The following is a 22,547-nucleotide window of genomic DNA, read 5'->3' as shown; positions in this document are numbered from 1 at the left end:
GCTCCCGCGACTCAGCGACACATCCCCCTCTAGTAAGTCAGATCCGGGCATTCCTCAGCCACACTTCCCGGCTTTCACCCCGGCCACCTGCCAGTCCGCGCCCGGGAACGGCGACATGAAGTGGGTGAGCAGGTCCACCGCGTAGTCGGGCGCGCGGCCGCCGGGGTCGAGCAGGGAGACCATCTGCGGGCCGTCGGTGCCGCGCAGCGTGATGGCGTTGGCGCCGCCCGCGGCGAAGCCCGGCTTGGCGTCCAGGGTCAGGCAGGCCAGTTGCAGCCCGGCGGTGCTGATGCGCTGCTTGGCGCCGATGCGGCGCATGCGCTGGTCGTAGCGGCGCAGCGCCAGGTCACCGGTCGGGACGAGGCGCACGCTCTCCTTGAACAGGTCCTCGCCGATCTTCCTGCTCAGCTTCACGTCCAGCCGTACGTCCGGGCGCAGGTCGACGCCGTCGGCCCGCAGGTCCAGGCGGGTGTACTGGCCCTCGAAGCCCGGCGTCACGTACCCGAGCGCGGGCGGCGCCTTGAGCCCGAACGGGACCTTCCCCGGCCGGATCTTCAGCCACGACAGGCCCCTGATGCCCAGCGACAGGTCATCGACCGTGCTGCGCCCCAGCCCGAAGGCGCCGCCGACGTGGTAGCTGAGGAACCCGGCCGCGTGCGGCACCTCCTTGCTGACGGCGATCCGCTGCGGCGCCATGGCCTCGACGGTGAGCCCGGCGCGCACCTTCAGCAGCCCGGTCGGCTTCGGCCGCGACACCAGGTCCAGCGACTGGTCCGGGTTCAGCCGGACGGTCGTCTCCGCCGCCAGATCCTTGACGGCCAGCGACACGTCGCCCAGCTTCCCGCTCGGATCGGCCAGCCCGCGTTCCACCCCGATGAACCCGTCCAGCGTCCCCGCGTCCGCCTTGTAGGTGACCGCGGGAACCTTGAGCCCGGCGGCGGAGGCGTCGGCGTCCACGGAGAAGGTCTTGGGCACGTCGCCCAGCCGCAGTTCGCCGCTGCCCTTGCCCTTGACCGTCACCTTGGCCGCGAGCCGCCGCACGGCCGCGGAGTTCCGCACGCGGACGCGGGTCTGCGCCCCATAGCTCCCCTGTACGGCCACCGCCGCGGGCACCGGATCGATCGACAGGCTCCCCCTGATGTCACCCGTCTCGGCCCGCAGGTCGAGCGAGCCCAGCGTGGCCGCGGGCTCGATCCGGTAGGCGGCGTTGCCCGCCTCGAACGGGCCCAGGTCCAGCTTCGTGATCCGCTCCGGCAGGCCGCGCAGGGTGGCCGACGCCGTGACCTGGGCCAGGACGGTGCTGTGGAGGTAGAGGCGCAGGGTGCGGCTCTTGGGACGGTAGCCGGAGAACGTGAACGTCTTGGCGGCGGTGTCCACGGTGACCTGCTCGGGCAGCCCGGTCAGGTCCAGATGCGCCCGCACCCCGAAGCACCCTTTCCCCGCCACGCAGAACGCCCCGTCCCCGGTGGCTCCGGCGGCGGTCAGGGAGAGGCCGTTCTTGAGTACGGGGGCGGGGCGGAGGGCGCGCAGCGCCGCGGACTTGCCGAGCCAGACCTGGCCCTTCACGTCCAGGCGGGTGCCCGCGTAGGTGATCTTGCCGCCGCCAGCCGAGACCGCCAGCCGGCCGGGGAACGGGCCCACGGTGCCCAGGGCGCCGTAGCGGAGGTCGGCCACGGACAGGTCGGCGTCCAGGGCCAGGGTCTGGGGGGCGCCGCGTACCTCGGCGGCGAAGCCCTCGCCCGAGGGGGCGAACGTGGCCGTCCGCAGTCCCTTGATCCGCACGCTGGCGTCCAGGTCGCCGGTGGCCTGGTCGTAGTGGGCGGCCAGGTGGGGGCCCGCGGGCGCCTGGGCGCCGTCGTGGTTGGTGACCGCCAGGGCGGCCTCGCCGACGGGGCCGCCGGTGCCGTCGAAGCGGTAGCCGTCCGGGCCCCAGGACGCCTCGAACCGGGCGGGCATGTCCTTGACCTCGGCGGCGGCGCGGAAGTCCCGTCCGCCCACCGCGGCCCTGGCGCTGGCGGAGACGGATCGGACGGAGGCGTCGGCGTCCCAGGTGAGGGAGGTGGGGCCGGTCGTCAGCGTCACCCGCTTGCGCAGCCCGGCGACCGTCGCGCGCAGTTCGGCGCCGCCCTTCGCGCTCTGGTCCGAGGACAGGGTCTTGGTGACGTGTGCCCGGTTGGCGTACAGGGTGATGTCGCGCAGGCGGGAGGCGGTGCTGGCCTCGACCGTCGAGCGTTCGCCCAGTTCCCACGTGGCCTTCACGCGGTCCCGGATGCCGCGCACGGTCCCCTCGACGGTCGGGCCGGTCTTCGCGTTCGTGTACGCGGCCCGCAGCGTGTCGATGACGCCTTTGGCGGTGTATTCGGCGGTCCGTGCGGCGGGGTCGAGGGCGACGTCCACCTCGGCGGGCGTGTTGGAGATCTCCAGGCGGGCCAGGTGCGTGCCGTCGATGCTGGCGGCGCCGGTGAAGGAGTTGCCGCCCGCTCCGGTCTTCAGGTGGGCGCGGGGCGCGGCGCCGTAGGTGACGTCGAAGCCGGACAGGCCGCTCATCAGGGCCGACACCCCGACGGCGGCGCCGTTCTTGATCATGGTGACGTGGCCGCCGCGCGGGGTGGCGATCGCGCCCTCGTTGCGCTGCAGCAGGACCTCGAAGCGGCCGAGCGCCGAGCTGGAGGTGTGGGTGACGCGATGGGCGGCGAGGTCGTGCTGCAGCGTGACGCTCGCGGGCAGCCCGCGCAGCGCCGCCTTCAGCACGGTCTTGTCGGCGGCGCGGTCGAAGTAGGTGATCGTCGCCGAGCGGGCCCGCGGCGTGCCGGAGTCGACGGACAGGCGCTGCCTGCCGTAGCGGGCGGTGAAGGTGGGCGGCACGCGGTCGACGGCGATCTCGGCCAGGCGGGCCAGACGGCCGTCGCGGTAGGCGTAGGTGCGCAGTTCGGCGCGGCCGATGGCGGCGCCGGAGCGGAAGCGCGCCTCGGTGGCGGCGCCCCTGACGAGCTCGACGGTGGTACGGGCGCGCAGCTTGTCCAGGACCACCTGGGTGGTCTGGCCGCCGCTGACGGCGAGCGCCTCCAGCTTGGCCGGGGCCGAGCTGGTCACCTCCAGGCGCGGGCGGTCGAGCCGCGCGGTGGCGGTGAAGCGGGTGGCGGCGGGCGTCTGGGTCAGGCGGACCGCGCTCTTGCCGGGCAGCCCGGCGATGGTGGCGACGCGGTCGCCGGGTTCGGTGCGCTTGACGCTCGCCCTGACGCTCTTGCCGTCCAGGTCGACGCTGAACGTGCCCTGGTCGGCACGCGAGAGGTCGCCGGAGAAGCCGATGGCCACGCGGCCGTCGTACTCGGCCCAGACCGTCGCCTCCAGCGGCTCGTCACTGAGCCGCCGCGTCGTGAAGCCGAGCCCGACCGTGCCCTCGGCGCCGGCTGTGGGCACTAGGTTGGCGGCCAGGTCGGGCGCGCCGTCGCCGGTGACGTCGGCGACCACGGGCTTGACCAGCGGCTGCGTGGCCGAGCAGGCGATCTCGGCGGTCTTCACGCACAGCCGGTAGGTGAGCAGTGGGACGCCCTTGAGCGGGTCGAGCCCGTCGAACAGCTTCGTGACCGAGGCGAGCGGGCGCGACAGCGCGAGCGTCCCGGCCTGGCGGGTGTCCGGGATCAGATCCGGTACGGCATGGCGGCGCCGGTCGGCGGCGGCGCCGAGCTCGTCGATGAGCGCGGGCCCGGCAGGTGTGGTCACCTCGGGGGCAGCCGGGCCCACGGGCCGTCCGGGAACCGCCGCGACGGCCGGAGACGGTTGCCGCTTCACGGCGCTCCCGTCCGCGTCCTGAGGCGCGACCACCTCGGGCACCGGTGTGATCACCGGTTTGACCTGCGCGGAAGCCGGAGCCGGAACCGGCACGACGACCAGCGCGCAGACGGCCAGGAAGGCGGTAGTGGTGTGGACACGCCACGACATCGAAGAGCTATCCCCCGGAAACGGTTCTCATCATCCCATCAGAAACATAAGCAACGAGCCGACCACAGGTCCCAACTCACCGTCAATTCGTCCCCGACTTGGGGTCCCAACTACCCGGCCACCGGGCGGCAGAATGTGCCGCCGCCAGGGCTTTACGTGAAGAAAAATTTCGCATTGGATACGCGCATGGCACCCGAGATCACCCGCCGATCCGCCATCGCGGCCGGTGCGGCAAGCGCCTTATTCCTCCCCCACCTCCCCGCCGCCGCCCGGACGACGACCGGGCTCCAGGATCTGGAGCAGCGTGCCCTGGCCATGGACCCGCCGGTGTTCCTGCTGGAGACGGCGGTGCCGCCGCAACTGTCCGGCGCCGGGCTCAGCCTGTCGGGCGAGGTGGCGGTCTGCGGCACGCGTTCCCTGCGCTGGGAGCACGGCAGCCGGGACGTGATCACGGTCACCGCGCCGCTGCGCTGGCGGCCCGACCCCTACCGGCTCGGCGACGACCAGGCCTGGCAGGGGCTCGTGGACGCCTTCTGCGTCTGGATCCACAACACCGAACCGGCCGACGACGTGGTGCGCTTCGAGTTCGGGCGGGGGGCGCGTACCGACGTCTGGTTCGAGTTCCGGCTCGGGTTCACCGGCTGGCGTACCGCCTGGCTGCGGCACGCCTACGACATGCGCGGCCGGCCGCACCCGGACATGGACACGCTGCGGATCATCGCGCCCCGGCGCAGCGGGGTGCTGCACCTCGACCAGCTCATGCCCAACGTGCCGCTGCGCCCCGACGCGCCCTGCCGCGACCACCAGCTGCCGGAGATCGCCCCCGAGGGCGACGAGTACGACAACCAGCACTGGCAGGCGCTCTATCGCTTCGACCAGCTACTTAAGACGAAAAAGCCGGACATGTCGCCGCCGTCCGCCACCGAAACCGCCGACCTCCACGCCCTGCGCGCCCGCTACCTGGACGAGTACCTGATCGCCCCGGTCACCGTCGACGTGCCCGGCCTGACCGCCCAGGCCGCCGCCCTGCTCGGCCGTCCCGTCCACGCCTACCAGGCGCAGATCTACCCGGCCGAGATCGCCGCCGAGCTGAGGGCGTTCGTCAACCCGGCGACCCTGCGCGCCGTCACCGACCTGCTGCGCGCCGTCGCCCTGGCCCACCACGCCAGCCCGCCCGACCGCCCCGCGCTCGCCGCCCTGTACGTCAGGCTGCTGCGCCACCTGCGCGAGCAGGGCTGGACGCGCGGCAGCTGCCAGGGCACCATCCACCACCTCGGCTACGACGTACGCGGCTACTACGACTCCGCCTACCTCATGCGCGACGCCCTGCGCGAGGCCGGGATGCTGGAGGAGATCCGCGCCGACCTCGACTGGCTGACCGGGCTCGGCCGGATGTTTCGCGGATTCGGCTTCCGGATGGCCCGCGGCAGCATGATGGACCTCTACAACACGACCGTGCGCGGCATGCTCGCCACCATCCTGCTGCGCGACGGCGACACCGAGCAGGTCGCCTACCTCCGTGTCCTGCGCGACTGGCTCAGCGCCACCCTCCTGCCCACCGACGGCATCCAGGACGGCATCAAGGTCGACGGCACCGCCTTCCACCACGTCGGCTTCTTCCCCGACTACGTGCGCGACGGCTTCGCGGGCCTGGCGCCCATCGTCTACCTGCTGCACGGCGGTGGTTTCCGCCTGTCCGCGCAGGCGTACGGCTGGCTCAAGAAGGCCCTGCTGGCCCAGCGCGTCTACGCGGGCAGGACCCAGTGGCCCATCTCGTGCAGCGGCCGCAACCCCAGCGGGCTGACGGCGTTGTCGGTGGTGCCCTTCCAGTGGCTGGCCCAGGTGGACGACGAGATCGGCGCCGCGTTCCTGCGGTTGCTGCCGGCCGTACCGACGCCGCAGCAGAGGGCGATCGCAGAACGGCTGGCCGCGCGCGGCGTCAAGCCCGAGGCGGCGCCCACGGGAACGTGGGCGCTCAACTACGCCGCGCTGGCCGTGCACCGGCGCGAGGACTGGCAGGTGACGGTACGCGGCCACAACCGCTACCTGTGGAGCACCGAGATCTACGTCGGCGCGAACTGGTACGGCCGCTACAACACCTACGGCCAGATCCAGGTGGTGAACAAGGGCACCAACCTCGACAGCGGCTACGCGCACAACGGCTACGACTGGAACCGCAGGCCCGGCACCACCACGATCCACAAGTCCTGGGACGACCTCAAGGGCGACCTGACCGGCGCGATCGAGGAGATGCTGCTCACCGACGCCCGTTTCGCGGGGGCGCACAGCATCGACGAGCGCAACGGGATGTTCGCGATGGACCTGCGCGAGCATCCGAAGTACGAGGGCACGCACCGGGCCAGGAAGTCCGTCTTCCTGTTCGACGACCGGATCGTGGCGATCGGCACCGGCATCGGCAACGACGAGACCCGCGACGAGACCGAGACCACGCTCCTCCAGACCACCCGCACCGCCGGCGCCCTGCTCATGGACGGGGCCGAGGTCCCCTGGGGCCACGACGCCCGCGACCTGTCGCCGCGCTGGCTGCTGGACGACAGCGGGATCGGCTACTACCTCGCCCCGGGCCAGCGGGTCGCGCTCACCCGCACCACCCAGGCCTCCCGGCACAACGCCACCGAGGCGCCGACCAGCGGCGACTTCTCCACCGCCTGGATCAGGCACGGCACCGCGCCCAGGGGCGCCCGCTACGAGTACGCGATGATCGTCAACGCCACCGCGGCGCGCATGGCCGCCTTCGCCGCCGAGATGGCCGATCCGGGGCGCGCGCCGTACACCGTGCACCGGGCGGACGAGGGCGCCCACATCGTGACGGACCGCGCGAGCGGCATCACCGGGTACGCGTTGTTCGGGCGGCTGACGGACGGCGACGGCCTGGTACGCGCGGTCGACACGCCGTCCATGCTGCTGACCAGGCAGGAGGCGGATGGTCTCGTGCTCGCCGTGTGCGACCCCGACCTGCGGCTGTACGGCGGCATCGACCCCGACCAGTACGAGCGGGGCCGCTACGTCGGCCACTACAGCCCGTGGTCGCGCCGCTGGCTGGACGATCCGAGCCGTCCGCACCTGCTCCGGGTGACGCTGTCGGGCCGCTGGAGAGCCTCCGGCGGGCAGCCGTGCCGCGTACGGCCGGCGGGAGCGCGCACGGTGGTCGAGTTCGAGACCGTGCACGGGCGGCCGCTGCAGGCCCGGCTGGAGCGGGCCTGAGAGGTCAGGTTGGCGGGTCGAAGCGGCCGTCGACGGCGGTCCAGCCGCCGTCCACGTACAGGACGGAGCCGGTGACGAAGCTCGCGGCGTCACCGGCCAGGTAGACGACGGCGCCGGCCATCTCCTCCGGGCGGGCCCAGCGGCCCAGGGCCGACTTGGCGGCGTAGGCGTCGTACCAGGCCGGGTTCTCCTTGATCTGGCGGGTCAGCGGGGTCTCGACCACGCCGGGCGCGACCGCGTTGACCCGTACCCCCGAGGACCCGAACTCGGCCGCCGCGGTCCGCAGAAGCTGCACGAGCCCGGCCTTCGTGGCCGAGTACACGCCCTGGCCGGGCTCGGTCACCGCGGCGCGGATGGAGGCGAAGCCGATGATGGAGCCGCGCCCGCGCTCGACCATGCCGGCGCCGAAGGCCCGCACCACCTCGAAGGAGGCGCGCAGGTTGAGGTCCACCACGCGGGCGAACTCCTCGCCGGAGTAGTCGAGCAGCCGCTTGCGCACGTTGGTGGCGGCGGTGAAGACGAGCACGTCGGCGGGCGCCTGGGCGGCCAGCGTCCACACGGCCGCGGCGTCGAGCACGTCCACCTCGTACGCGCTCGCGCCGCACAGCTCGGCCGTCCGCTCGGCGGCGGGCAGGTCACGGTCCGCGCAGACCACCTCGGCGCCCTGGGCGGCCAGGGCCAGCGCCGACTCCCGCCCGATCCCGCTACCGGCGCCGATCACGACCGCCCGCCGTCCGTCCAGGCGGAACAACCTCTCGTAGCTCGTCATGGTCAGCACTCTAGTGACTGGTCCGACCAGTGCACCAGGTGGCCCGTCCGCTAGTCCATGGACCAGCGGACCACGACCCATTCGGCGGCGATGTTCGAGCACTGGCCGGGGTGGACGTGGCCCCTGTAGTTGCTCACCAGGCACTGGCCGTTCTTCCAGGAGATCCGCAGGTGCTCGCCGTCCATGCCCCGGCGGACGCGGGTGAAGGTGAGCCGGTCGGCCTTGCCGCAGCGCCGTACCAGGACTCTCCGGTTGTCCTGGGGCCCGGTCGGCGAGGACAGGCAGGTCGTGCGGTTGGCGAGCTGGGAGCGGGCGGTGCGCTTCCACAGCATGTACTTGGAGCGGGGGTCGCAGTTTCCGGTGGCGGCGATCGTCTTGCCGGTCGAGACCTGGGTGCCCCAGGTCAGGCAGAGCCCGGAGTCGCGGTTGCGGAACATGCGGGGGCCGGGCGCTTCACCGGCCGGGACGAGGGTGGCCGTCAGGGCGACGGCTAAGACCGCGTGAGTGATCATGCGCCAGCCTAGACAGGAATTCCTTACCCGCCGCAAGATCCCTCTTCACCGCCAAGATCGCAGCCTGTAGGGTCGAAGGAAAGTTTCAGGTATGGAGGGACAGTGGGCAAGAAGCTTCACCTGTTGGCGCTCCCGATCGCGGCCGTGGCCATGGCCGCCCTGACCAGCACCCCCGCCCAGGCGGCCGACGGTTACGACCGCTGCCGCGACGGCTACTACTGCATGTTCTCCGGGCTCGACGGCACCGGCGACATCATCGAGATCCAGGGCGACACCCCCAGCCTCGCCGCCCTCGGCATGGGCAGCAGGGGCAAGTCCGACTGGAACCGCACCGACTCGTGGATCCACCTCTACTCCGAGGACGGCTACGGCGGCTGCTCCGCGGTCACCCGGCCCCGCGACAAGGGAAACTTCTTCATCACCTTCCGCGACTTCTTCAACTCCGTCAGGTTCGACGGACCCAACGGGCCCTCCTGCTTCGGCCTGGCCCGCACCTCCCCCGACTCCCACGGCTAGAACACGGCTGGAACACGGCTGGAGCCGTGCGGGCCGGGTTCTCCCCCGGCCCGCACGGCTACGGGCGGATGATCGCCATCCGGGTGACGGTGAATTCCTCGATCGCGAAGCGCGGGCCCTCCCGGCCGATGCCGGAGTCCTTGACGCCGCCGTAGGGCATGTTGTCCGCGCGGAAGCCCGGCACCTCGTTGACCACGACGCCACCCGCCTCGATCCGGTCGATCGCGGCGAACGCCGTGGCCAGGGAGGTGGTGAAGACGGAGGCGTGCAGGCCGTAGCGGGAGCGGTTGACGACGGCGAAGGCCTCGTCCAGGTCCGCCACCGTACGGACGCACACGACGGGGCCGAAGATCTCCTCGTCCCAGGCGGCCACGCCGTCGGGAACGTCGGCCAGCAGCGTCGGCACGATCTCCCGGCCCGCGCGCCGCCCGCCGGTCACCAGGCTCGCGCCCGCGTCCACGGCCGCCTCCACCCACTCCAGCACGCGCGCCGTCGAACGCTCGTCGATCAGCGGCGCGACCCGCGTCTCCGGCTCACGGGGATCGCCGGTGACCACGCTCTTCATGCGTTCGGCCAGCAGCGGCAGGAACCGGTCCCTGACCCGCTCCTCGACGAGCACCCGCTGCACCGAGATGCACGCCTGCCCGGAGGCGTAGTAGCCGCCGCGCACCACCGCGTCCGCCGCCGCCTCCAGGTCGGCGTCGGCGGCGACCACCAGGGCGGTGTTGGAGCCGAGTTCGAGCACGACCTTGGTCGGGGCGGCGTTGCGGGCGATGGCGTGCCCGGCCGCCGCCGAGCCGGTGAAGGAGACCGCGCCGATCCTGCGGTCCTCGACGAGCGTACGGCCGACCTCGACGTCACCCGTGACCAGCTGAACCGCGGCCGCGGGCAGCGCGCCGGTCTCCCGCAGCAGGTGGACCAGCCAGAGTGTGGCCAGCGGGGTGGCGGGCGCCGGTTTGACGATCACCGGGCAGCCCGCCGCGACCGCCGGGGCGATCTTGTGGGCGGCCAGGAGCAGCGGGTAGTTGAAGCCGGTGATGCCGACCACGACGCCGATCGGCCGCCGGGTCCAGAACCCCGTCAGTCCCTCGCCGGAGGGCAGCAGGTCCAGCGGGACGGTCTCGCCGTGCAGCCTGGCCACCTCCTCGGCGGCGGTGGCCAGCGTGACGATCGTCCGCGCCACCTCGACCCGGCAGTCGACCAGCGGCTTGCCGGTCTCCAGCACGAGCAGCCGCTCGAACTCGGCACGCCGCGCCACCAGCGCGTCGTGCGCGCCCATCAGCGCGGTACGGCGGGCGTGCGAGGGCACCCGGGCCATGGCGGGCGCCACGGCCAGCGCCTCCTCCACCGCACGGGCGGCCAGTTCGGCCGTGCCCAGCGGCGCGGCGGCCACCACACCGCCGTCGTAGGGGAAGACGATCTCGGTGGTGTCCTGGACGGGCGCCCAGCCCGCCCCCACCGGCAGTCCGCTCGGCCAGTTCATGGTCGTTCCTCCCGTGGGAGCCGGGCGCTGGGAAAGACGTCGAGGTAGGCGGGCGCCTCCGGGCGGCCGGTGGCGGCCAGGACGGCGTGAGCCACGGCGCGGCTGAAGACGTCGGCCCCGGCGGCCAGGACGTCCTGCAGCTCCGCGCTCGACGGCTCGGATCGGGCGACGGTGGACAGGCCGAAGATCGTGTCGCCGTCGACCATGGTGTGGGCGGGGCGGATCGCGCGGGCCAGCCCGTCGTGCGCCACTCCGGCGAGCTTGCCGCACTGGGCCTTCGACAGCGCGGCGTCGGTGGCCACGACGCCGATGGTGGTGTTGAAGCTGGTGACCTTCACCGGCCGCCAGGCTTCCGCCTCCCGCGCGGACGGCGGCCCGAGGCGGCCGAACTCGCCGGGCAGGCCGTAGCGGGCGCCCGCCAGCAGGCCGCCGGAGGGGTCGAGGACCGATCCGGCCGCGTTCACCACGGCCAGGGCGGCCACGGTGACGCCGGAGCCGAGGACGGCGCTGGCGGTGCCGACGCCGCCGGCGAGACCGCCCGCCACCGCGCCGGTGCCCGCGCCGATGGAGCCGTTGCGCGCCTCGTCCGCCGAGGCGGCGTCGTAGGCGGCGGCGCCCAGCTCGGCGGCGGGCGTGGCGCGGAAGTGGCCGCCCCTGCCCAGGTCGTAGATGACGGCCGAGGGGACGATCGGGACGACGCCGCCCTCCACCGGGAAGCCGGTCCCGGCGTCGGCCAGGCGGTCCATGACGCCGCAGGCCGCACTGAGCCCGTACGCGCTGCCGCCGGTCAGGACGACGGCGTGGACCCGCTCGACCAGGTTGCGGGGGTCGAGCAGCTCGGTCTCGCGGGTGCCGGGGGCGGCGCCGCGCACGTCCACCCCGGCCACCGCGCCCTCGCCCGGCGGCAGGATCACGGTGGTCCCGGTCCGATAGCCGCCGCCGACGCGCTGCGCGTGCCCGACCCGGATGCCCGGGACGTCGGTGAGCGCGTTGAGCGGCCCCGGCTTCACGCGGGTTCCCCGGTCAGGAAGCGGCGGGCGGCCTCGGCGAACACGCGGGCGCACCGGACGATCTCCTCCACCTCGACGAACTCGTCGGCCTGGTGGGCGATCCACTTGCCGCCGGGGCCGTACACCACCGAGGGGACGCCGCCCCAGTGGGTCAGGACGGTGCCGTCGGTGGAGCCGGGCACGCCGCCGTAGACCGGCTCCTGCCCGGTGACGGCGCGGTGGGCGGCGGCGAGGGCGGCCACGACGGGGTCGTCCACGGGGACCTCGACCGCGGGCCGGTCCACCAGGATGGCGACCTGCGCGGCGATCCCGGTGAACGCGGCCAGCTCACCGACCCGGGCGGCGATCTCGGCGTGCGACATGCCCGGCAGGGTCCGTACGTCCACGAAGACCGAGGCCGCCACCGGGATGACGTTGACCTGCTCCTCGCTGCCCGCGCGGGCCACGGTGGGCGTGACGTACACGTGGCCGAGGTGCTCGTGCTCGGGGAAACGTTTCTGCAGCTCGTCCTGGTAGGCGCCGAGGGCGACGATGAGCGCGCCGGCGGCCGGGATCGGGTTGCGGCCGTGCTGGGGCATCGCGCCGTGCGCCATCTTGCCGGTGAAGTCCACCCGCAGGCGCAGCGCGCCCTTGGCCACGGCGCAGATCTCGCCCGCCTCGGGCTCGGCCACGATCGCCCCGTCCACGTCCGCGGCCAGCCCGGAGTCCACGAAGTGGTGGACGCCGAGCATCAGCCCCTCCTCGTCGGCCAGCGCGCACACCTTCACCCGGCCGGGGAACGGTCCAGCGAGCTGCAGCGCGCGTACCGCGTAGAGGGTGGCGGCCAGGCCGGACTTCATGTCGGCGCTGCCGCGCCCCCACAGCCGGCCGTCGCGGATCTCGCCGCCGAACGGGTCGACGGTCCACTCGGCCAGGTCGCCCTCGGTCACCACGTCGGTGTGGCCCTCGAACATGAGCGTGGGTCCGGGCAGCCCGCCCTCGACCACGGCGACCACGTTGGGACGGCCGGGCGCGGCCTCGGAGATCTGCGGCTCCCAGCCCCACGAGCGCATCTTCGCCGCGACGAGTTCGGCGGCGGGCAGCTCGTTGCGCCCGCGCGCCGGGTCGTTCGTGCTGGGCACGCGTACCAGCGCCTGGGTGAACTCCACCACCCCCACAGCGTCGATCTCGATCACAGAAGTCCCTCCAAGGTGGGTACGGCCTGCAGCAACGTGCGGGTGTAGGGGTGTTCGGGCCCGGCCCAGACCTCGTCCACGGCCCCGCTCTCCACGATCTCCCCCTCGCTCATCACCGCGACGCTCTCGCAGACGTGCCTGACCACGGACAGGTCGTGGGAGACGAACACCAGCGTGAGGCCGTGGGCGTCGATGAGGTCGGCGAGCAGGTTGAGGATCTGGCCGCGTACCGAGACGTCGAGCGCGCTGACCGCCTCGTCGGCGACGAGCACCTTCGGGGCGGGCGCGAGCGCGCGGGCGATGGCGATGCGCTGGCGCTGGCCGCCGGAGAACTGGTGCGGGTAGCGCTCGGCCGCGGCGGCGGGCAGCCCGACCTCCTCCAGCAGTTCGGCGACCCGGGCGCCGACCGGCAGTCCCTGCGCGACCAGCGGCTCGGCGACGATGTCGCGTACCCGCATGCGGGGGTCGAGGGAGCTCATCGGGTCCTGGAAGACGATCTGCAGGTCGTTGCGCAGGAAGCGCAGGTCGCGGCGGCCGACGATCTCCTGCCCGGCGAACCTGATCGAGCCGCTGGTGGGCCGGTCGAGCCCGCACAGCAGCCGCAGCAGCGTCGACTTGCCGGAACCGGACTCGCCGACGATCCCGTAGCGCTCGCCGCGGGCGACGCTCAGCGAGACGCCCTTCAGCGCGTGCACGGCCTCGCCCGGCCTGGTGAGCGAGGTCCGCGGGCGGCGGTAGACGCGGGTGAGGTCGCGGGCCTCAATCACCGGGGTGCCAGCAGGCATAGCCATGGGCCTCTCCTGTCAACGCCGGTTCGGTCTCGCACTGGGGGCTGGCGTAGGGGCAGCGGTTGCGGAAGACGCAGCCTTCGGGGAACGCCCCGGCCGACGGCACACTGCCCTTGATCGTGGGCAGCCGGGTGCCGCGCGGGGTCAGGCGGGAGGCGTCGAGCAGGCCCTCGGTGTAGCGGTGGCGGGGGCGGGTGAAGACCTCGCGCATGGGGCCCGACTCGACCACGCGGCCGCCGTACATGACCAGGACGCGCTCGCACATCGCCGCCACCACCGCCAGGTCGTGGGTGATGAACAGCAGCGCCGGGGCCACCTCGGCGATCAGGTCCAGCATCTGCTTCTGCACCGTCACGTCCAGCGCGGTGGTCGGCTCGTCGCAGATGAGCAGGTCGGGCTCGTTGGCCAGGGCGATGGCCAGCATGACGCGCTGGCGCTGGCCGCCGGAGAGCTGGTGGGGGTAGGCGCGGGCGATCTGGGCGGGGTGCGGGAGCCGTACCCGGTCCAGGAGGTCGAGCGTGCGGGCGCGGGCGGCCGCGCGGTCGCGGCCGTGCAGCGTCATCACCTCCGACACCTGCGCGCCGACCCGCATGAGCGGGTTGAGCGCGGTCATCGGCTCCTGGAAGACCATCGACACGGTACGGCCGCGCAGCCCCTTGAGCCGCTTCTCCGGTACGCCGAGCAGCCGGTGCCCGCCCAGGACGGCGGTGCCTGAGGCGCTGACGCCCTCCGGGAGCAGTCCCATGAGCGACAGCGCGGTGAGCGACTTGCCCGAACCCGACTCGCCGATGAGCCCGACCCGCTCGCCCGGAGCGATGGAGAAGGAGACCTCCCGCACGAGTTCGAGCTCCCCGGCGCGCACGGAGAGCCCCTCAACGCTCAGCAGTTTCACTGGGTCGCTCACCGCTCCTCACTCACTCCGCGGAGTCCCTCCTTCGTCGGGCCTCCACTCCGTTCGCTGCGTCGGGTTCGCTCCCTGATCCTCCTCAGCTTCGGGTCGAGATAGTCGCGCAGGCCGTCGCCGAGGAGGTTGAAGCCGAGGACGGCCAGCGCGATCGCCAGGCCCGGCCACAGGGCCAGGCGGGGCGTGGAGAAGAGCAGTTCCTGCGACTCCTGGAGCATGCGCCCCCACGACGGGGTCGGCGGGCGGGTGCCGAAGCCGAGGAACGACAGGGCCGCCTCGGCCAGGATCGCGATGGCGAACGACACCGACGCCTGCACGATGAGCATCGAGGCGATGTTCGGCAGCACGTGCCGCCCGGCGATCGCCATCCGGCCGCGCCCGGCGGCCCGCGCGGCCAGGATGTAGTCGGTGACCATGACCTGCATGGTCGCGGCGCGCGCGACGCGGGCGAAGGCGGGCACGGTGGCCACGCCGATGGCGATCATCGCGGTGAGCGTGCCGGCCCCGTAGACGGCGCCGAGCATGACCGCGAGCAGCAGCGCGGGGAAGGCGAAGACGAGGTCGTTGACCCGCATGACCAGCTCCGACAGCCAGCCGCGCGGGGTCATCCCGGCGACCATGCCGAGCGGGGTGCCGATCAGCGCGGCGATGCCGACGGCCACGATGCCGACGTACAGGGTGGTGCGGGCGCCGACCATGAGCTGGCTGAAGGTGTCGCGGCCGAACTTGTCGGCGCCGAGCGGGTTGCCGCCGCCGGGTTCCCGGAGCTTCCTGGCGGCGTCGACGAGGGTCGGGTCGTGCGGCGTCCACACGAACGAGACGAGCGCGGCGACCACCACGAGGGCGACCAGCGTGCCACCGGCGATCAGCCCGGCGTTCATCCTGCCTCTCATCGCGCACCTCGCAGCCGGGGGTCGAGGGCGGCGTAGGCCAGGTCGACCACGAAGTTGATGAGCAGCACCGCGACCACGAGCACCATGACCACGCCCTGGACGAGCAGGAGGTCGCGGCCGGCCACGCCGTTCAGGAGCAGGTCGCCGAGGCCCGGGATGACGAAGACGCGCTCGACGACCACGGCGCCGATGAGCAGCGTCGCCAGCTGGAGGCCGAGCACGGTGACGACGGGGATGGAGGCGTTGCGCAGGCCGTGCCGCCACAGGGCGCCCATGCGGCCGCGGCCCTTGGCGCGGGCGGTGCGCAGGTAGTCCTCGCGCATGACGTCGAGCACCGACGAGCGGACGTAGCGGGTCAGGACGGCGCCCTGCACCAGGCCCAGCGACAGCCACGGCAGCAGCAGGCTCAGCAGCCATTGCGTGGGGTCCTCTGCCATGGGCACGTAGCCGCCCGAGGGCAGGGCCTGGGCCTTCACCGCGAAGACGAACACCAGCAGGATGCCGGCCAGGAACGCCGGGATGGCGATGCCGACCTGGCTGAAGGCGCTGATCGCGGCGCCGAGCGGGTTGCGGTGGTGCACGGCGGCGAAGGTGCCGGCCGGGACCGCCACCAGCAGCGCGATGACCATGCCGCCGGTCACGAGCACCGCGGTGACCGCCAGCCGCTCGCCGATCTGCGGGCCGATGGGCGAGCTGGTCACGTAGGAGGTGCCGAACTCGCCGGTGACCAGGCCGCCGAACCAGTCGAGGAACTGGGTGACGGGCGGCCGGTCGGTGCCGTACTGCTCGCGCAGCTGGGCCACGGCCTCCGGGGTGGCGTTGACGCCGAGCGCGATCTCGGCCGGGTCGCCCGGCAGCAGCGCCATGAAGGCGAAGACGACCACGCCGGCGACGGCGGTGCTCGCCAGGAGCACCGCCAGCCGCTTGACCAGGTAGACGATCACTGCTTGGCGAGTCCGGTGAAGTCGAAGGACTCGGCGATGGCGTTCTTCGGCAGGCCGGTGACGCCCTTCTTGGCGACGATGAGGTTCGGGAAGAGGAAGAGCCAGTCGGCGGCGGCGTCGTCGGACAGCAGCTTGGCCGCCTGCTTGAGCTTGTCGGTCTGTTCCTGCTCGGTACCCTTGTCGGCCTCGGCGAGCAGCTTGCCGAACTCGGGGTTGTCGTAACGGAAGTAGTACGACTTGTCGGCGAAGATGCCCATGTCGCGGGGTTCGACGTGGTTGATGATGGACAGGTCGTAGTCGCCCTGCTTGAACACCACGTCCAGCCAGCGGGCCGGGAACTCCAGCGGCTCGATGTCGGCGGTGATGCCCACCTGCGCGAGCTGCGACTTGACCACCTGGGCGCTCGCCACCGCGTACGGCAGGTTGGGGATGCGCATCTTGACGTTGTAGGTCTTGCCGCCGAGCAGTTCCCTGGCCTTGTTCACGTCGTGCGGGTAGTCGCCGGTGCGGTCCTCGTACCACGGGTCCGTGGGCGGGACCATGGTGCCGATGAGCTGGCCTCTTCCGGCCCAGGCGGTGTCCAGGAGCGCCTTGTGGTCGAGGGCGTGGCGTACGGCCTGCCGTACCTTCTTGTCGTTGAACGGCGGGCGGCCGTTGTTGAGGGAGAGCACGACCTCCCCGTTGGTGGTGCCCTCGACCGTCTGGAACCGGTTGGGGTCGGCGAACTGCTGCAGCGACTCGGGGGCCTGGACGCTGGAGATGACGTCGATGCCGCCGGTCAGCAGCGCGTTGTTCATCGCCGTGGCGTCCTTGAAGTACTTCAGCGTGACGCCGGGGATGGCGGGCTTGGTGCCCCAGTACGTGCCGTTGGCGGTGAGCTGGATGGAGTCGCCGCGCTTCCAGCCGCCGAGCTGGTAGGGGCCGGTGCCGACGGGCTTGTTGGCGAGGTCGGCGACGCCCGTCCTGCTGAACATGGCGCCGAGGCGGGTGGCCAGCGCGTAGAGGAAGCCGTTGCTCGGTTGCTTGAGCGTGACGACGGCGGTGGTGTCGTCCTTCTTCTCCACCTTGTCGATGACGTCGAGCTGGGCCTTGATCTTCAGCTTCCAGTCGGACTTCACGCGGTCGAAGGAGAAGACGACGTCGTCGGCGGTGAAGGGGGCGCCGCTGCTGAAGGTGACGCCCTTGCGCAGGGTGAAGGTGTAGGTCTTGCGGTCCGGGGAGATCTCCCACTTCTCCGCGAGGAGCGGGACGATCTTGCCGTCCTGGTCGAGCTTGACCAGGCCCTCGTAGACGTTGACCAGCAGCGCCTGCGGGATCGCGGCGCCCTCGGTCGCGGTGAAGTCGAGGTTGGCAGGCTCCGCCACGAACCCGACCGACAACGACTCCTGCTTCGCCGCCGTGTTCCCGCCCGTCTGCCCGCCGCCACCGCCGCCGCAGGCAGTGGCCAGCAGGAGACCGCCGGCGGCGATCATGGTCCCGATTCGCCTCATGTTCAACAGCCTCCTGGCTAGTGCACTGGTCGGACCAGTAGGCTACGCACACTGCCAGTCCTCAACTGCTCGGGTCAAGGGGGCTCTTCCATGGGCGGACCACGGTTTGAACCGGTGCGCACCGTCCGCGCGTACGAGCGCATCGTCGAGCAGATCGAGGAGGCCGTCGAGACCGGCACGCTCACCCCGGGACACCGGCTGCCCAGCGAGCGGGACCTGATGGCGCAGTTCTCCGTCAGCCGCTCGACCGTGCGCGAGGCGCTGCGCGTGCTGCAGGCCCGCGGGCTGGTCCGTTCCCGGCCCGGGGACCCCAACGGGGCCGAGGTGCTGCCGTTCACCCCGGCCGCGCTCCACAAGTCGATGACCACGCTGGCCCGGGTGGACCAGCTGTCGCTGGGCGAGCTGATCGGGTTCCGCATGACGCTCGACTCCGCGGCCAACCTGCTGGCGGCGCGGCTGCGTACCGAGGCGCAACTGGCGGAGATGGACGCGGCGATCACCGCGATGCGGGCCGCCGCCGAGACCGGCTACGACGCGTTCAGCGCGGCCGACGTCGCCTTCCACGACGCCGTGGCCAGGGCCAGCGGCAACAAGCTCATCCAGATCTGCACCGACGTGGTGCGCTCGATCGTGCTCAACCTGATCGAGGAGAAGATCGCCGCCGCGCCCGACCAGGACGGGCTGATGCGGCAGAGCATCGGCCACCACGAGGAGGTCCTGGCCGCGGTGCGGGCGGGCGACGGACCGCTGGCGGCCCGGCTGTCGCGGCAGACCATGTACGACTACTACGTCGGCTACGTGCCCGCCGCGGAACGCGCCGCGCTGCGCGCCCTCCTGGACTGACCGGCGGCCCGGCAGGGTGTTAGGTTGCAGCCGTGACGAGTGAGGACGGGCTGACGGAGGCGTTCCTCCGCGAGCACCGTCGTTACACCAGCCACCAGGTCGCCGAGATGGCCGGTGTGCCCGTCTACCGTGCGCGCAAGTTCTGGCGCGCGCTCGGCTTCGCCAACGTCGCCGACGACGCGGTCGAGTTCACCGACTCCGACGTCGAGGCCCTGCGCACGCTGCTCGGCATGGTCAGCAGAGGCCTGTACGACGAGGGCCACGTGCTGCTCATGGCCCGTTCGCTGGGCCGGGCGACCGCGCGGCTGGCCGAGTCGCAGGCCGAACTGGGCGCCGAGGAACTCGACCAGGCGGGCGTACCGCTGGCCGACCGGCCGCGCGCGTGGACGCGCCGGGCCAGGCGGGTGGTGCCCGACCTGGAGAAACTGCTGGTCTACGCCTGGCGCAGGCAGCTCGCCGCCGCGGCCGGCCGCATGGTCGAGCAGGAGAAGACCGCGGTACGCCTGGCGGTGGGCTTCGCCGACCTCGTCGGGTTCACCCGGCTGAGCAGGCAGATCTCCGAGATCGAGCTGGCCGCGCTGGTCGACGAGTTCGAGGGCAGGTCGGCCGACGTGGTCACCTCGACCGGCGGCCGGGTGATCAAGACGCTGGGCGACTCGGTGCTGTTCGTCTCGGGCAAGGCGCACGACGCGGCGGAGATCGCGCTGCGGCTGCTGGCCGCCCACGCCAAGGTGCGCGGCATGCCGGAGCTGCGCGTGGGCCTGGCGGTGGGACCGGTCATCGGCCGCATGGGTGACGTGTTCGGCACCACGGTCAACCTCGCCAGCAGGCTGACCGCCCTGGCGCACCCCGGGACGATCCTCGCCGACCCGGACATCGCCGAGGAGCTGACCGGCGACCGCGCCTTCCGATTGGTCCCGGTCGACCGGCTCACCGTGCGCGGGCTGGGCGAGCTGGTGCCGTTCACGGTCAAGCGGGCGCTGTGACCTCGCCCTTGACGCACAGCAGGTTGCCCTCGCGCAGCGTCGTGACGTGGAAGCCGGCTGCGGCCAGCGCGCCGCCCGCCTTCTCCGCCAGTTCCTCCGTGCGTCCCGGCGGCTCGTAGAAGACGTAGAGCGCGCCCCGCCCGGTCAGGGCGTTCCTGATGAGGGCGAGTTCGCCGGCCGGTGAGCGGGTCCAGAAGAGGTTGACGTTGACCGCGAACACCTTGTCGTAGCCGCCGTCGCCGATGCCGTCCTCAAGCGCCCCGAGGCGGAAGACGGCCAGGCCGGCGTCGAGGTGGCGCCGGTTGCGCAGCTCGGCCGCCTTGATCGCGGTCGCGGAGCGGTCGAGCGCGGTCACCCGCGCGCCCCGGTCGCAGAGCAGTTCGGCGGCCACGCCGCGGCCGCATCCGATCTCGAGGATCCGCTCCCCCGGGCGCACGTCGAGGGTGTCCACCGCCCATGTCAGCCGTGCCGGAATCGCCATGAACTCCATCCTGCCCCAGGGCAACCGGGCCCGCCGTCCGATGCGTCAGTACGGTCGACAGGCGACAACCCGAGAGGCCCATCAGGTGGCAGACAGATCGATGTTTCATGATTTCGTGGCCGCGCGGTCGGACCACCTCCTCCGCACCGCCTACCTGCTGACCCACGACTGGGCGCTGGCCGAGGACCTGCTGCAGGAGGCGCTGGCCAAGGCGTGGTTCGCCTGGCCGAGGGTGGAGGAGCCGGAGCCGTACGTGCGCCGGGTCATCGTCACCACCTTTACTTCCTGGTGGCGGCGGCGCTGGCGGCGCGAGCTGCCCAGCCACGACCTGCCCGAGACCGCGCACCCCGACGCCACCGGCGGATTCGACGAGCACGACTCGCTGTGGCGGGCGATCGGGCGGCTGCCGGCCAGGCAGCGGGCGGTGATCGTGCTGCGCTTCTACGAGGACCTGTCGGTCGCGGAGACGGCCCAGGCCCTCGGCTGCGAACCGGGCACGGTCAAGAGCCAGACGGCCAAGGCCCTGGCCAAGTTGCGGGTGGACGAATCGATCGTGAAGGAGTTGCAGCGATGACCGTGCAGGACCTGCGTGAGGTGCTGCGGGAGCGCGGCGCCGCCGCGCCGCCGCCCAACCCGGCCCGCCGTACCCAGGTCGAGGCCCGCATCCGCCGCAGGCGGCTGCGCAGGACCGCGGTGGCGGGCGGCGCGATCGCGGCCGCCGTCGCGCTCACCGCCACCCTTCTCCCCGGTACGGCGCGGCCGCCCGCCCCGGCGGTGGCCGCCAAGCCCGAGCTGCCCGAGACGTTCGTCTCCGCCGACGGCACCGAGTACCGCAAGGTGGCCGCCACGACCGTGGTCACCCCGGGCAAGAAGAAGGTCACCGTGACGGTCCCGCTGACCGGCAACCCCATCGACCTGGCCACCAGTTGTACGGGCACGGCCCGGGGGAGCATCGCGCCCTCGGTCGGCGCCGCCGGGCTGCCGCCGCAACACGGCCTGCGAGACTGCTCGAAGGAGAGGCAGGTGCTCGGCCTGCGGATGCCGAAGGGCACCGGCACGGCCGAGGTCGTCATCGATCCCGTGTTCCGCGGCAAGGGCTGCATCCGGACGAAGGAGAGCGCGCCCTGTGAGCCGCCGAAGTTCGAGCGGAGCGTCTGGTCACTCGCCTTCTACGAGTGGATCCCGCCCACGCGTCCGGTGGTCCCGGAAGAGCCGGGCGCCCTGCCCGGACGGCTGGGCGCGATGAAGCTGAGCGAGACCGAGTCGGGAACCTGGCCGGAGCAGGACACCGTCACCTTCCGCGCGAGCGGCAGGGTCGGCCTGGAGAAGATCTGCACCGGCGAACTGGCCCAGCGGCTGTCGTTCGAGGTCGCCGTCAACGGCAAGTCCACCGGCGGCAGCGGCAGTTGCGCCGTCTGGAAGCAGGGCGACTTCCCCTGGGCGATGGGGCTGCACACCCTGCCGGAGGGCAAGATCTCGACCGTCACGCTCAAGCTGCGCATGGACGGCGGCGGCCACCCCAACCGGCCGGTCCGCTGGTCGGTGGGGCTGTACCGGAAGTAGGAAATCTTTCCGGCCGTCAGGTGTTACAGCAAGAGTGACTCGTTACTCGATCCTTGACCGCTCGCTCGTCCGCACCGGACAGGATCCGGCGCGGGCGCTGCGGGACACCATCGAGTTCGCCCGGCGGGCGGAGGAGCTGGGCTACCACCGTTTCTGGGTCTCCGAGCACCACAGCGTGCCCGGGGTGGCCGGTTCCGCGCCGACCGTGCTGGCCGCCGCCGTCGCGGCGGCCACCTCGCGCATCAGGGTCGGCACCGGCGGCGTCATGCTGCCCAACCACCGGCCGCTGGTGGTGGCCGAGCAGTTCGGCGTGCTGGAGTCGCTGTACCCGGGGCGCGTCGACATGGGACTCGGCCGTTCCGTGGGGTTCACCGGCGGCATCCGCAAGGCGCTGGGGCACGGCCTGGCCGACGCCGACGACTTCGGCGAACGGCTGGAGGAACTACTCGGCTTCTTCACCGGCAAGCAGCAGGTCCATCCGGGCGTGCACGCGTATCCGGCGGAGGGGCTGCGGCCGGAGGTGTTCGTGCTGGCGATGGGGGCCGGCGCCGACATCGCCGCCGAGCACGGGCTGCCCATGGTGATCGGGAACGGCGCCCGGATGACGGAGGCGGTCGGGCGTTACCGGGCCGCGTTCCGGGCGTCGGAGTGGGCGGCGCGGCCGTACGTGATGGTGGCGGCGAACGTGGCGGTCGGCGAGACGGCGGCAGCGGCGGCGTACCTGCAGGTGCCGGAGGCCTGGGCGACGGCGGTGTCACGGACGCGCGGCGCGTTCCCGCCCCTTTCTCCGGCGGCGGAGATCCTCGCCGCGGAGATGAGCGAACGGGAGCGGGGGTACCTGGAGGAGGCGCGGGCCGGGCAGATCCACGGGACGGCCGGGGAGGTGGCGCTGGCCCTCGACGACCTGGTGGAGCGGTCGGGGGCCGACGAGGTGCTGGTCACGATGAACACCTACGACCTGGACGAGCGCCTCGACTCCTATACGAGGCTGGCGCGCCTGTAGGCGTCACCCGAGATGGGCGC

General features: G+C 72.5%; 19 protein-coding genes. 7 read left to right on the top strand and 12 right to left on the bottom strand.

Annotated features, from left to right (window positions below):
* Positions 1-54 precede the first annotated feature (54 nt).
* Entirely contained in the window at positions 55-3,942 is a 3,888-nt protein-coding gene (locus ACFWYW_RS32100; RefSeq protein WP_379617812.1) for a hypothetical protein, read from the bottom strand.
* A gap of 186 nt (positions 3,943-4,128) precedes the next feature.
* Here ACFWYW_RS32100 and ACFWYW_RS32095 point away from each other — a divergent pair, with 186 nt between their 5' ends.
* Positions 4,129-7,167, top strand: a complete 3,039-nt coding sequence (locus tag ACFWYW_RS32095; RefSeq protein WP_379617814.1) for a chondroitinase family polysaccharide lyase — start codon at positions 4,129-4,131, stop codon at positions 7,165-7,167.
* Positions 7,168-7,171: 4 nt separating this feature from the next.
* Here the strand turns inward: ACFWYW_RS32095 and ACFWYW_RS32090 are convergent, their stop codons facing one another.
* Both ACFWYW_RS32090 and ACFWYW_RS32085 read right to left on the bottom strand, forming a co-directional pair.
* Positions 7,172-7,936 (bottom strand): SDR family NAD(P)-dependent oxidoreductase, encoded by a 765-nt coding sequence (locus ACFWYW_RS32090; protein ID WP_379617816.1) that lies wholly within the window; start codon positions 7,934-7,936, stop codon positions 7,172-7,174.
* A gap of 50 nt (positions 7,937-7,986) precedes the next feature.
* Complete coding sequence (locus ACFWYW_RS32085; RefSeq protein WP_379617818.1) at positions 7,987-8,448, bottom strand: hypothetical protein; 462 nt, start codon at positions 8,446-8,448, stop codon at positions 7,987-7,989.
* Positions 8,449-8,550: 102 nt separating this feature from the next.
* On the opposite strand from ACFWYW_RS32085, the gene ACFWYW_RS32080 reads away from it, so the two are divergent.
* A complete protein-coding gene (locus ACFWYW_RS32080; protein WP_379617820.1) occupies positions 8,551-8,964 on the top strand; it encodes a peptidase inhibitor family I36 protein in 414 nt (137 codons plus the stop codon).
* A 58-nt stretch (positions 8,965-9,022) separates the two neighbouring features.
* On the opposite strand, the gene ACFWYW_RS32075 is transcribed toward ACFWYW_RS32080, so the two are convergent.
* The 8 genes from ACFWYW_RS32075 to ACFWYW_RS32040 are packed head-to-tail and all read right to left on the bottom strand — an operon-like array spanning position 9,023 to position 17,651.
* Complete coding sequence (locus tag ACFWYW_RS32075; RefSeq protein WP_379641138.1) at positions 9,023-10,447, bottom strand: aldehyde dehydrogenase family protein; 1,425 nt, start codon at positions 10,445-10,447, stop codon at positions 9,023-9,025.
* Positions 10,444-11,457, bottom strand: coding sequence for a P1 family peptidase (locus tag ACFWYW_RS32070; RefSeq protein WP_379617824.1), 1,014 nt, complete (start codon positions 11,455-11,457; stop codon positions 10,444-10,446). The genes ACFWYW_RS32075 and ACFWYW_RS32070 overlap by 4 nt, the downstream gene beginning before the upstream one ends.
* A complete protein-coding gene (locus tag ACFWYW_RS32065) occupies positions 11,454-12,632 on the bottom strand; it encodes a M20 family metallopeptidase (RefSeq protein ID WP_379617826.1) in 1,179 nt (392 codons plus the stop codon). The genes ACFWYW_RS32070 and ACFWYW_RS32065 overlap by 4 nt, the downstream gene beginning before the upstream one ends.
* On the bottom strand, positions 12,629-13,423 hold the full coding sequence (locus tag ACFWYW_RS32060) for an ATP-binding cassette domain-containing protein (RefSeq protein ID WP_379617828.1): 795 nt from the start codon (positions 13,421-13,423) through the stop codon (positions 12,629-12,631). Before ACFWYW_RS32060 ends, ACFWYW_RS32065 begins: the two co-directional genes overlap by 4 nt.
* Complete coding sequence (locus ACFWYW_RS32055) at positions 13,392-14,324, bottom strand: ABC transporter ATP-binding protein (RefSeq protein WP_379641136.1); 933 nt, start codon at positions 14,322-14,324, stop codon at positions 13,392-13,394. The genes ACFWYW_RS32060 and ACFWYW_RS32055 overlap by 32 nt, the downstream gene beginning before the upstream one ends.
* The gene (locus ACFWYW_RS32050; protein WP_379617834.1) at positions 14,321-15,217 is read right to left on the bottom strand and encodes an ABC transporter permease; all 897 of its coding nucleotides are present in this window, start codon (positions 15,215-15,217) and stop codon (positions 14,321-14,323) included. The genes ACFWYW_RS32055 and ACFWYW_RS32050 overlap by 4 nt, the downstream gene beginning before the upstream one ends.
* Positions 15,214-16,161, bottom strand: a complete 948-nt coding sequence (locus tag ACFWYW_RS32045; RefSeq protein ID WP_379617836.1) for an ABC transporter permease — start codon at positions 16,159-16,161, stop codon at positions 15,214-15,216. The genes ACFWYW_RS32050 and ACFWYW_RS32045 overlap by 4 nt, the downstream gene beginning before the upstream one ends.
* A complete protein-coding gene (locus ACFWYW_RS32040) occupies positions 16,158-17,651 on the bottom strand; it encodes an ABC transporter substrate-binding protein (RefSeq protein ID WP_379617838.1) in 1,494 nt (497 codons plus the stop codon). Before ACFWYW_RS32040 ends, ACFWYW_RS32045 begins: the two co-directional genes overlap by 4 nt.
* A gap of 114 nt (positions 17,652-17,765) precedes the next feature.
* Between ACFWYW_RS32040 and ACFWYW_RS32035 the strand changes: the two genes are divergently transcribed.
* A complete protein-coding gene (locus ACFWYW_RS32035) occupies positions 17,766-18,494 on the top strand; it encodes a FadR/GntR family transcriptional regulator (protein WP_379617840.1) in 729 nt (242 codons plus the stop codon).
* Positions 18,495-18,526: 32 nt separating this feature from the next.
* Entirely contained in the window at positions 18,527-19,480 is a 954-nt protein-coding gene (locus tag ACFWYW_RS32030; RefSeq protein ID WP_184963621.1) for an adenylate/guanylate cyclase domain-containing protein, read from the top strand.
* Here the strand turns inward: ACFWYW_RS32030 and ACFWYW_RS32025 are convergent.
* Positions 19,464-19,961: an SAM-dependent methyltransferase gene (locus ACFWYW_RS32025; RefSeq protein ID WP_379617843.1), complete on the bottom strand. Its 498-nt coding sequence runs from the start codon at positions 19,959-19,961 to the stop codon at positions 19,464-19,466. The two genes, ACFWYW_RS32030 and ACFWYW_RS32025, sit on opposite strands and share 17 nt — an antisense overlap.
* A 40-nt stretch (positions 19,962-20,001) precedes the next feature.
* Here ACFWYW_RS32025 and ACFWYW_RS32020 point away from each other — a divergent pair, with 40 nt between their 5' ends.
* The 3 genes from ACFWYW_RS32020 to ACFWYW_RS32010 are packed head-to-tail and all read left to right on the top strand — an operon-like array spanning position 20,002 to position 22,527.
* Positions 20,002-20,535 (top strand): SigE family RNA polymerase sigma factor, encoded by a 534-nt coding sequence (locus ACFWYW_RS32020; RefSeq protein ID WP_379641143.1) that lies wholly within the window; start codon positions 20,002-20,004, stop codon positions 20,533-20,535.
* Complete coding sequence (locus ACFWYW_RS32015; protein ID WP_379617847.1) at positions 20,532-21,524, top strand: hypothetical protein; 993 nt, start codon at positions 20,532-20,534, stop codon at positions 21,522-21,524. Before ACFWYW_RS32020 ends, ACFWYW_RS32015 begins: the two co-directional genes overlap by 4 nt.
* A 34-nt stretch (positions 21,525-21,558) precedes the next feature.
* The gene (locus ACFWYW_RS32010) at positions 21,559-22,527 is read left to right on the top strand and encodes an LLM class flavin-dependent oxidoreductase (protein WP_379617848.1); all 969 of its coding nucleotides are present in this window, start codon (positions 21,559-21,561) and stop codon (positions 22,525-22,527) included.
* Positions 22,528-22,547 lie beyond the last annotated feature (20 nt).

The sequence above is a fragment of the Nonomuraea sp. NPDC059023 genome, from assembly GCF_042740095.1.
GTDB lineage: Bacteria > Actinomycetota > Actinomycetes > Streptosporangiales > Streptosporangiaceae > Nonomuraea.
This window is presented reverse-complemented; position numbering and strand designations above follow the sequence as displayed.

Bases quoted from the DNA above. Each gene is read 5' to 3' on its own strand.
- ACFWYW_RS32100 (WP_379617812.1), bottom strand. From the start codon at position 3,942: ATGTCGTGGCGTGTCCACACCACTACCGCCTTCCTGGCCGTCTGCGCG.
- ACFWYW_RS32095 (WP_379617814.1), top strand. From the start codon at position 4,129: ATGGCACCCGAGATCACCCGCCGATCCGCCATCGCGGCCGGTGCGGCA.
- ACFWYW_RS32090 (WP_379617816.1), bottom strand. From the start codon at position 7,936: ATGACGAGCTACGAGAGGTTGTTCCGCCTGGACGGACGGCGGGCGGTC.
- ACFWYW_RS32085 (WP_379617818.1), bottom strand. From the start codon at position 8,448: ATGATCACTCACGCGGTCTTAGCCGTCGCCCTGACGGCCACCCTCGTC.
- ACFWYW_RS32075 (WP_379641138.1), bottom strand. From the start codon at position 10,447: ATGAACTGGCCGAGCGGACTGCCGGTGGGGGCGGGCTGGGCGCCCGTC.
- ACFWYW_RS32060 (WP_379617828.1), bottom strand. From the start codon at position 13,423: ATGGCTATGCCTGCTGGCACCCCGGTGATTGAGGCCCGCGACCTCACC.
- ACFWYW_RS32050 (WP_379617834.1), bottom strand. From the start codon at position 15,217: ATGAGAGGCAGGATGAACGCCGGGCTGATCGCCGGTGGCACGCTGGTC.
- ACFWYW_RS32040 (WP_379617838.1), bottom strand. From the start codon at position 17,651: ATGAGGCGAATCGGGACCATGATCGCCGCCGGCGGTCTCCTGCTGGCC.
- ACFWYW_RS32025 (WP_379617843.1), bottom strand. From the start codon at position 19,961: ATGGCGATTCCGGCACGGCTGACATGGGCGGTGGACACCCTCGACGTG.
- ACFWYW_RS32020 (WP_379641143.1), top strand. From the start codon at position 20,002: ATGCGTCAGTACGGTCGACAGGCGACAACCCGAGAGGCCCATCAGGTG.
- ACFWYW_RS32015 (WP_379617847.1), top strand. From the start codon at position 20,532: ATGACCGTGCAGGACCTGCGTGAGGTGCTGCGGGAGCGCGGCGCCGCC.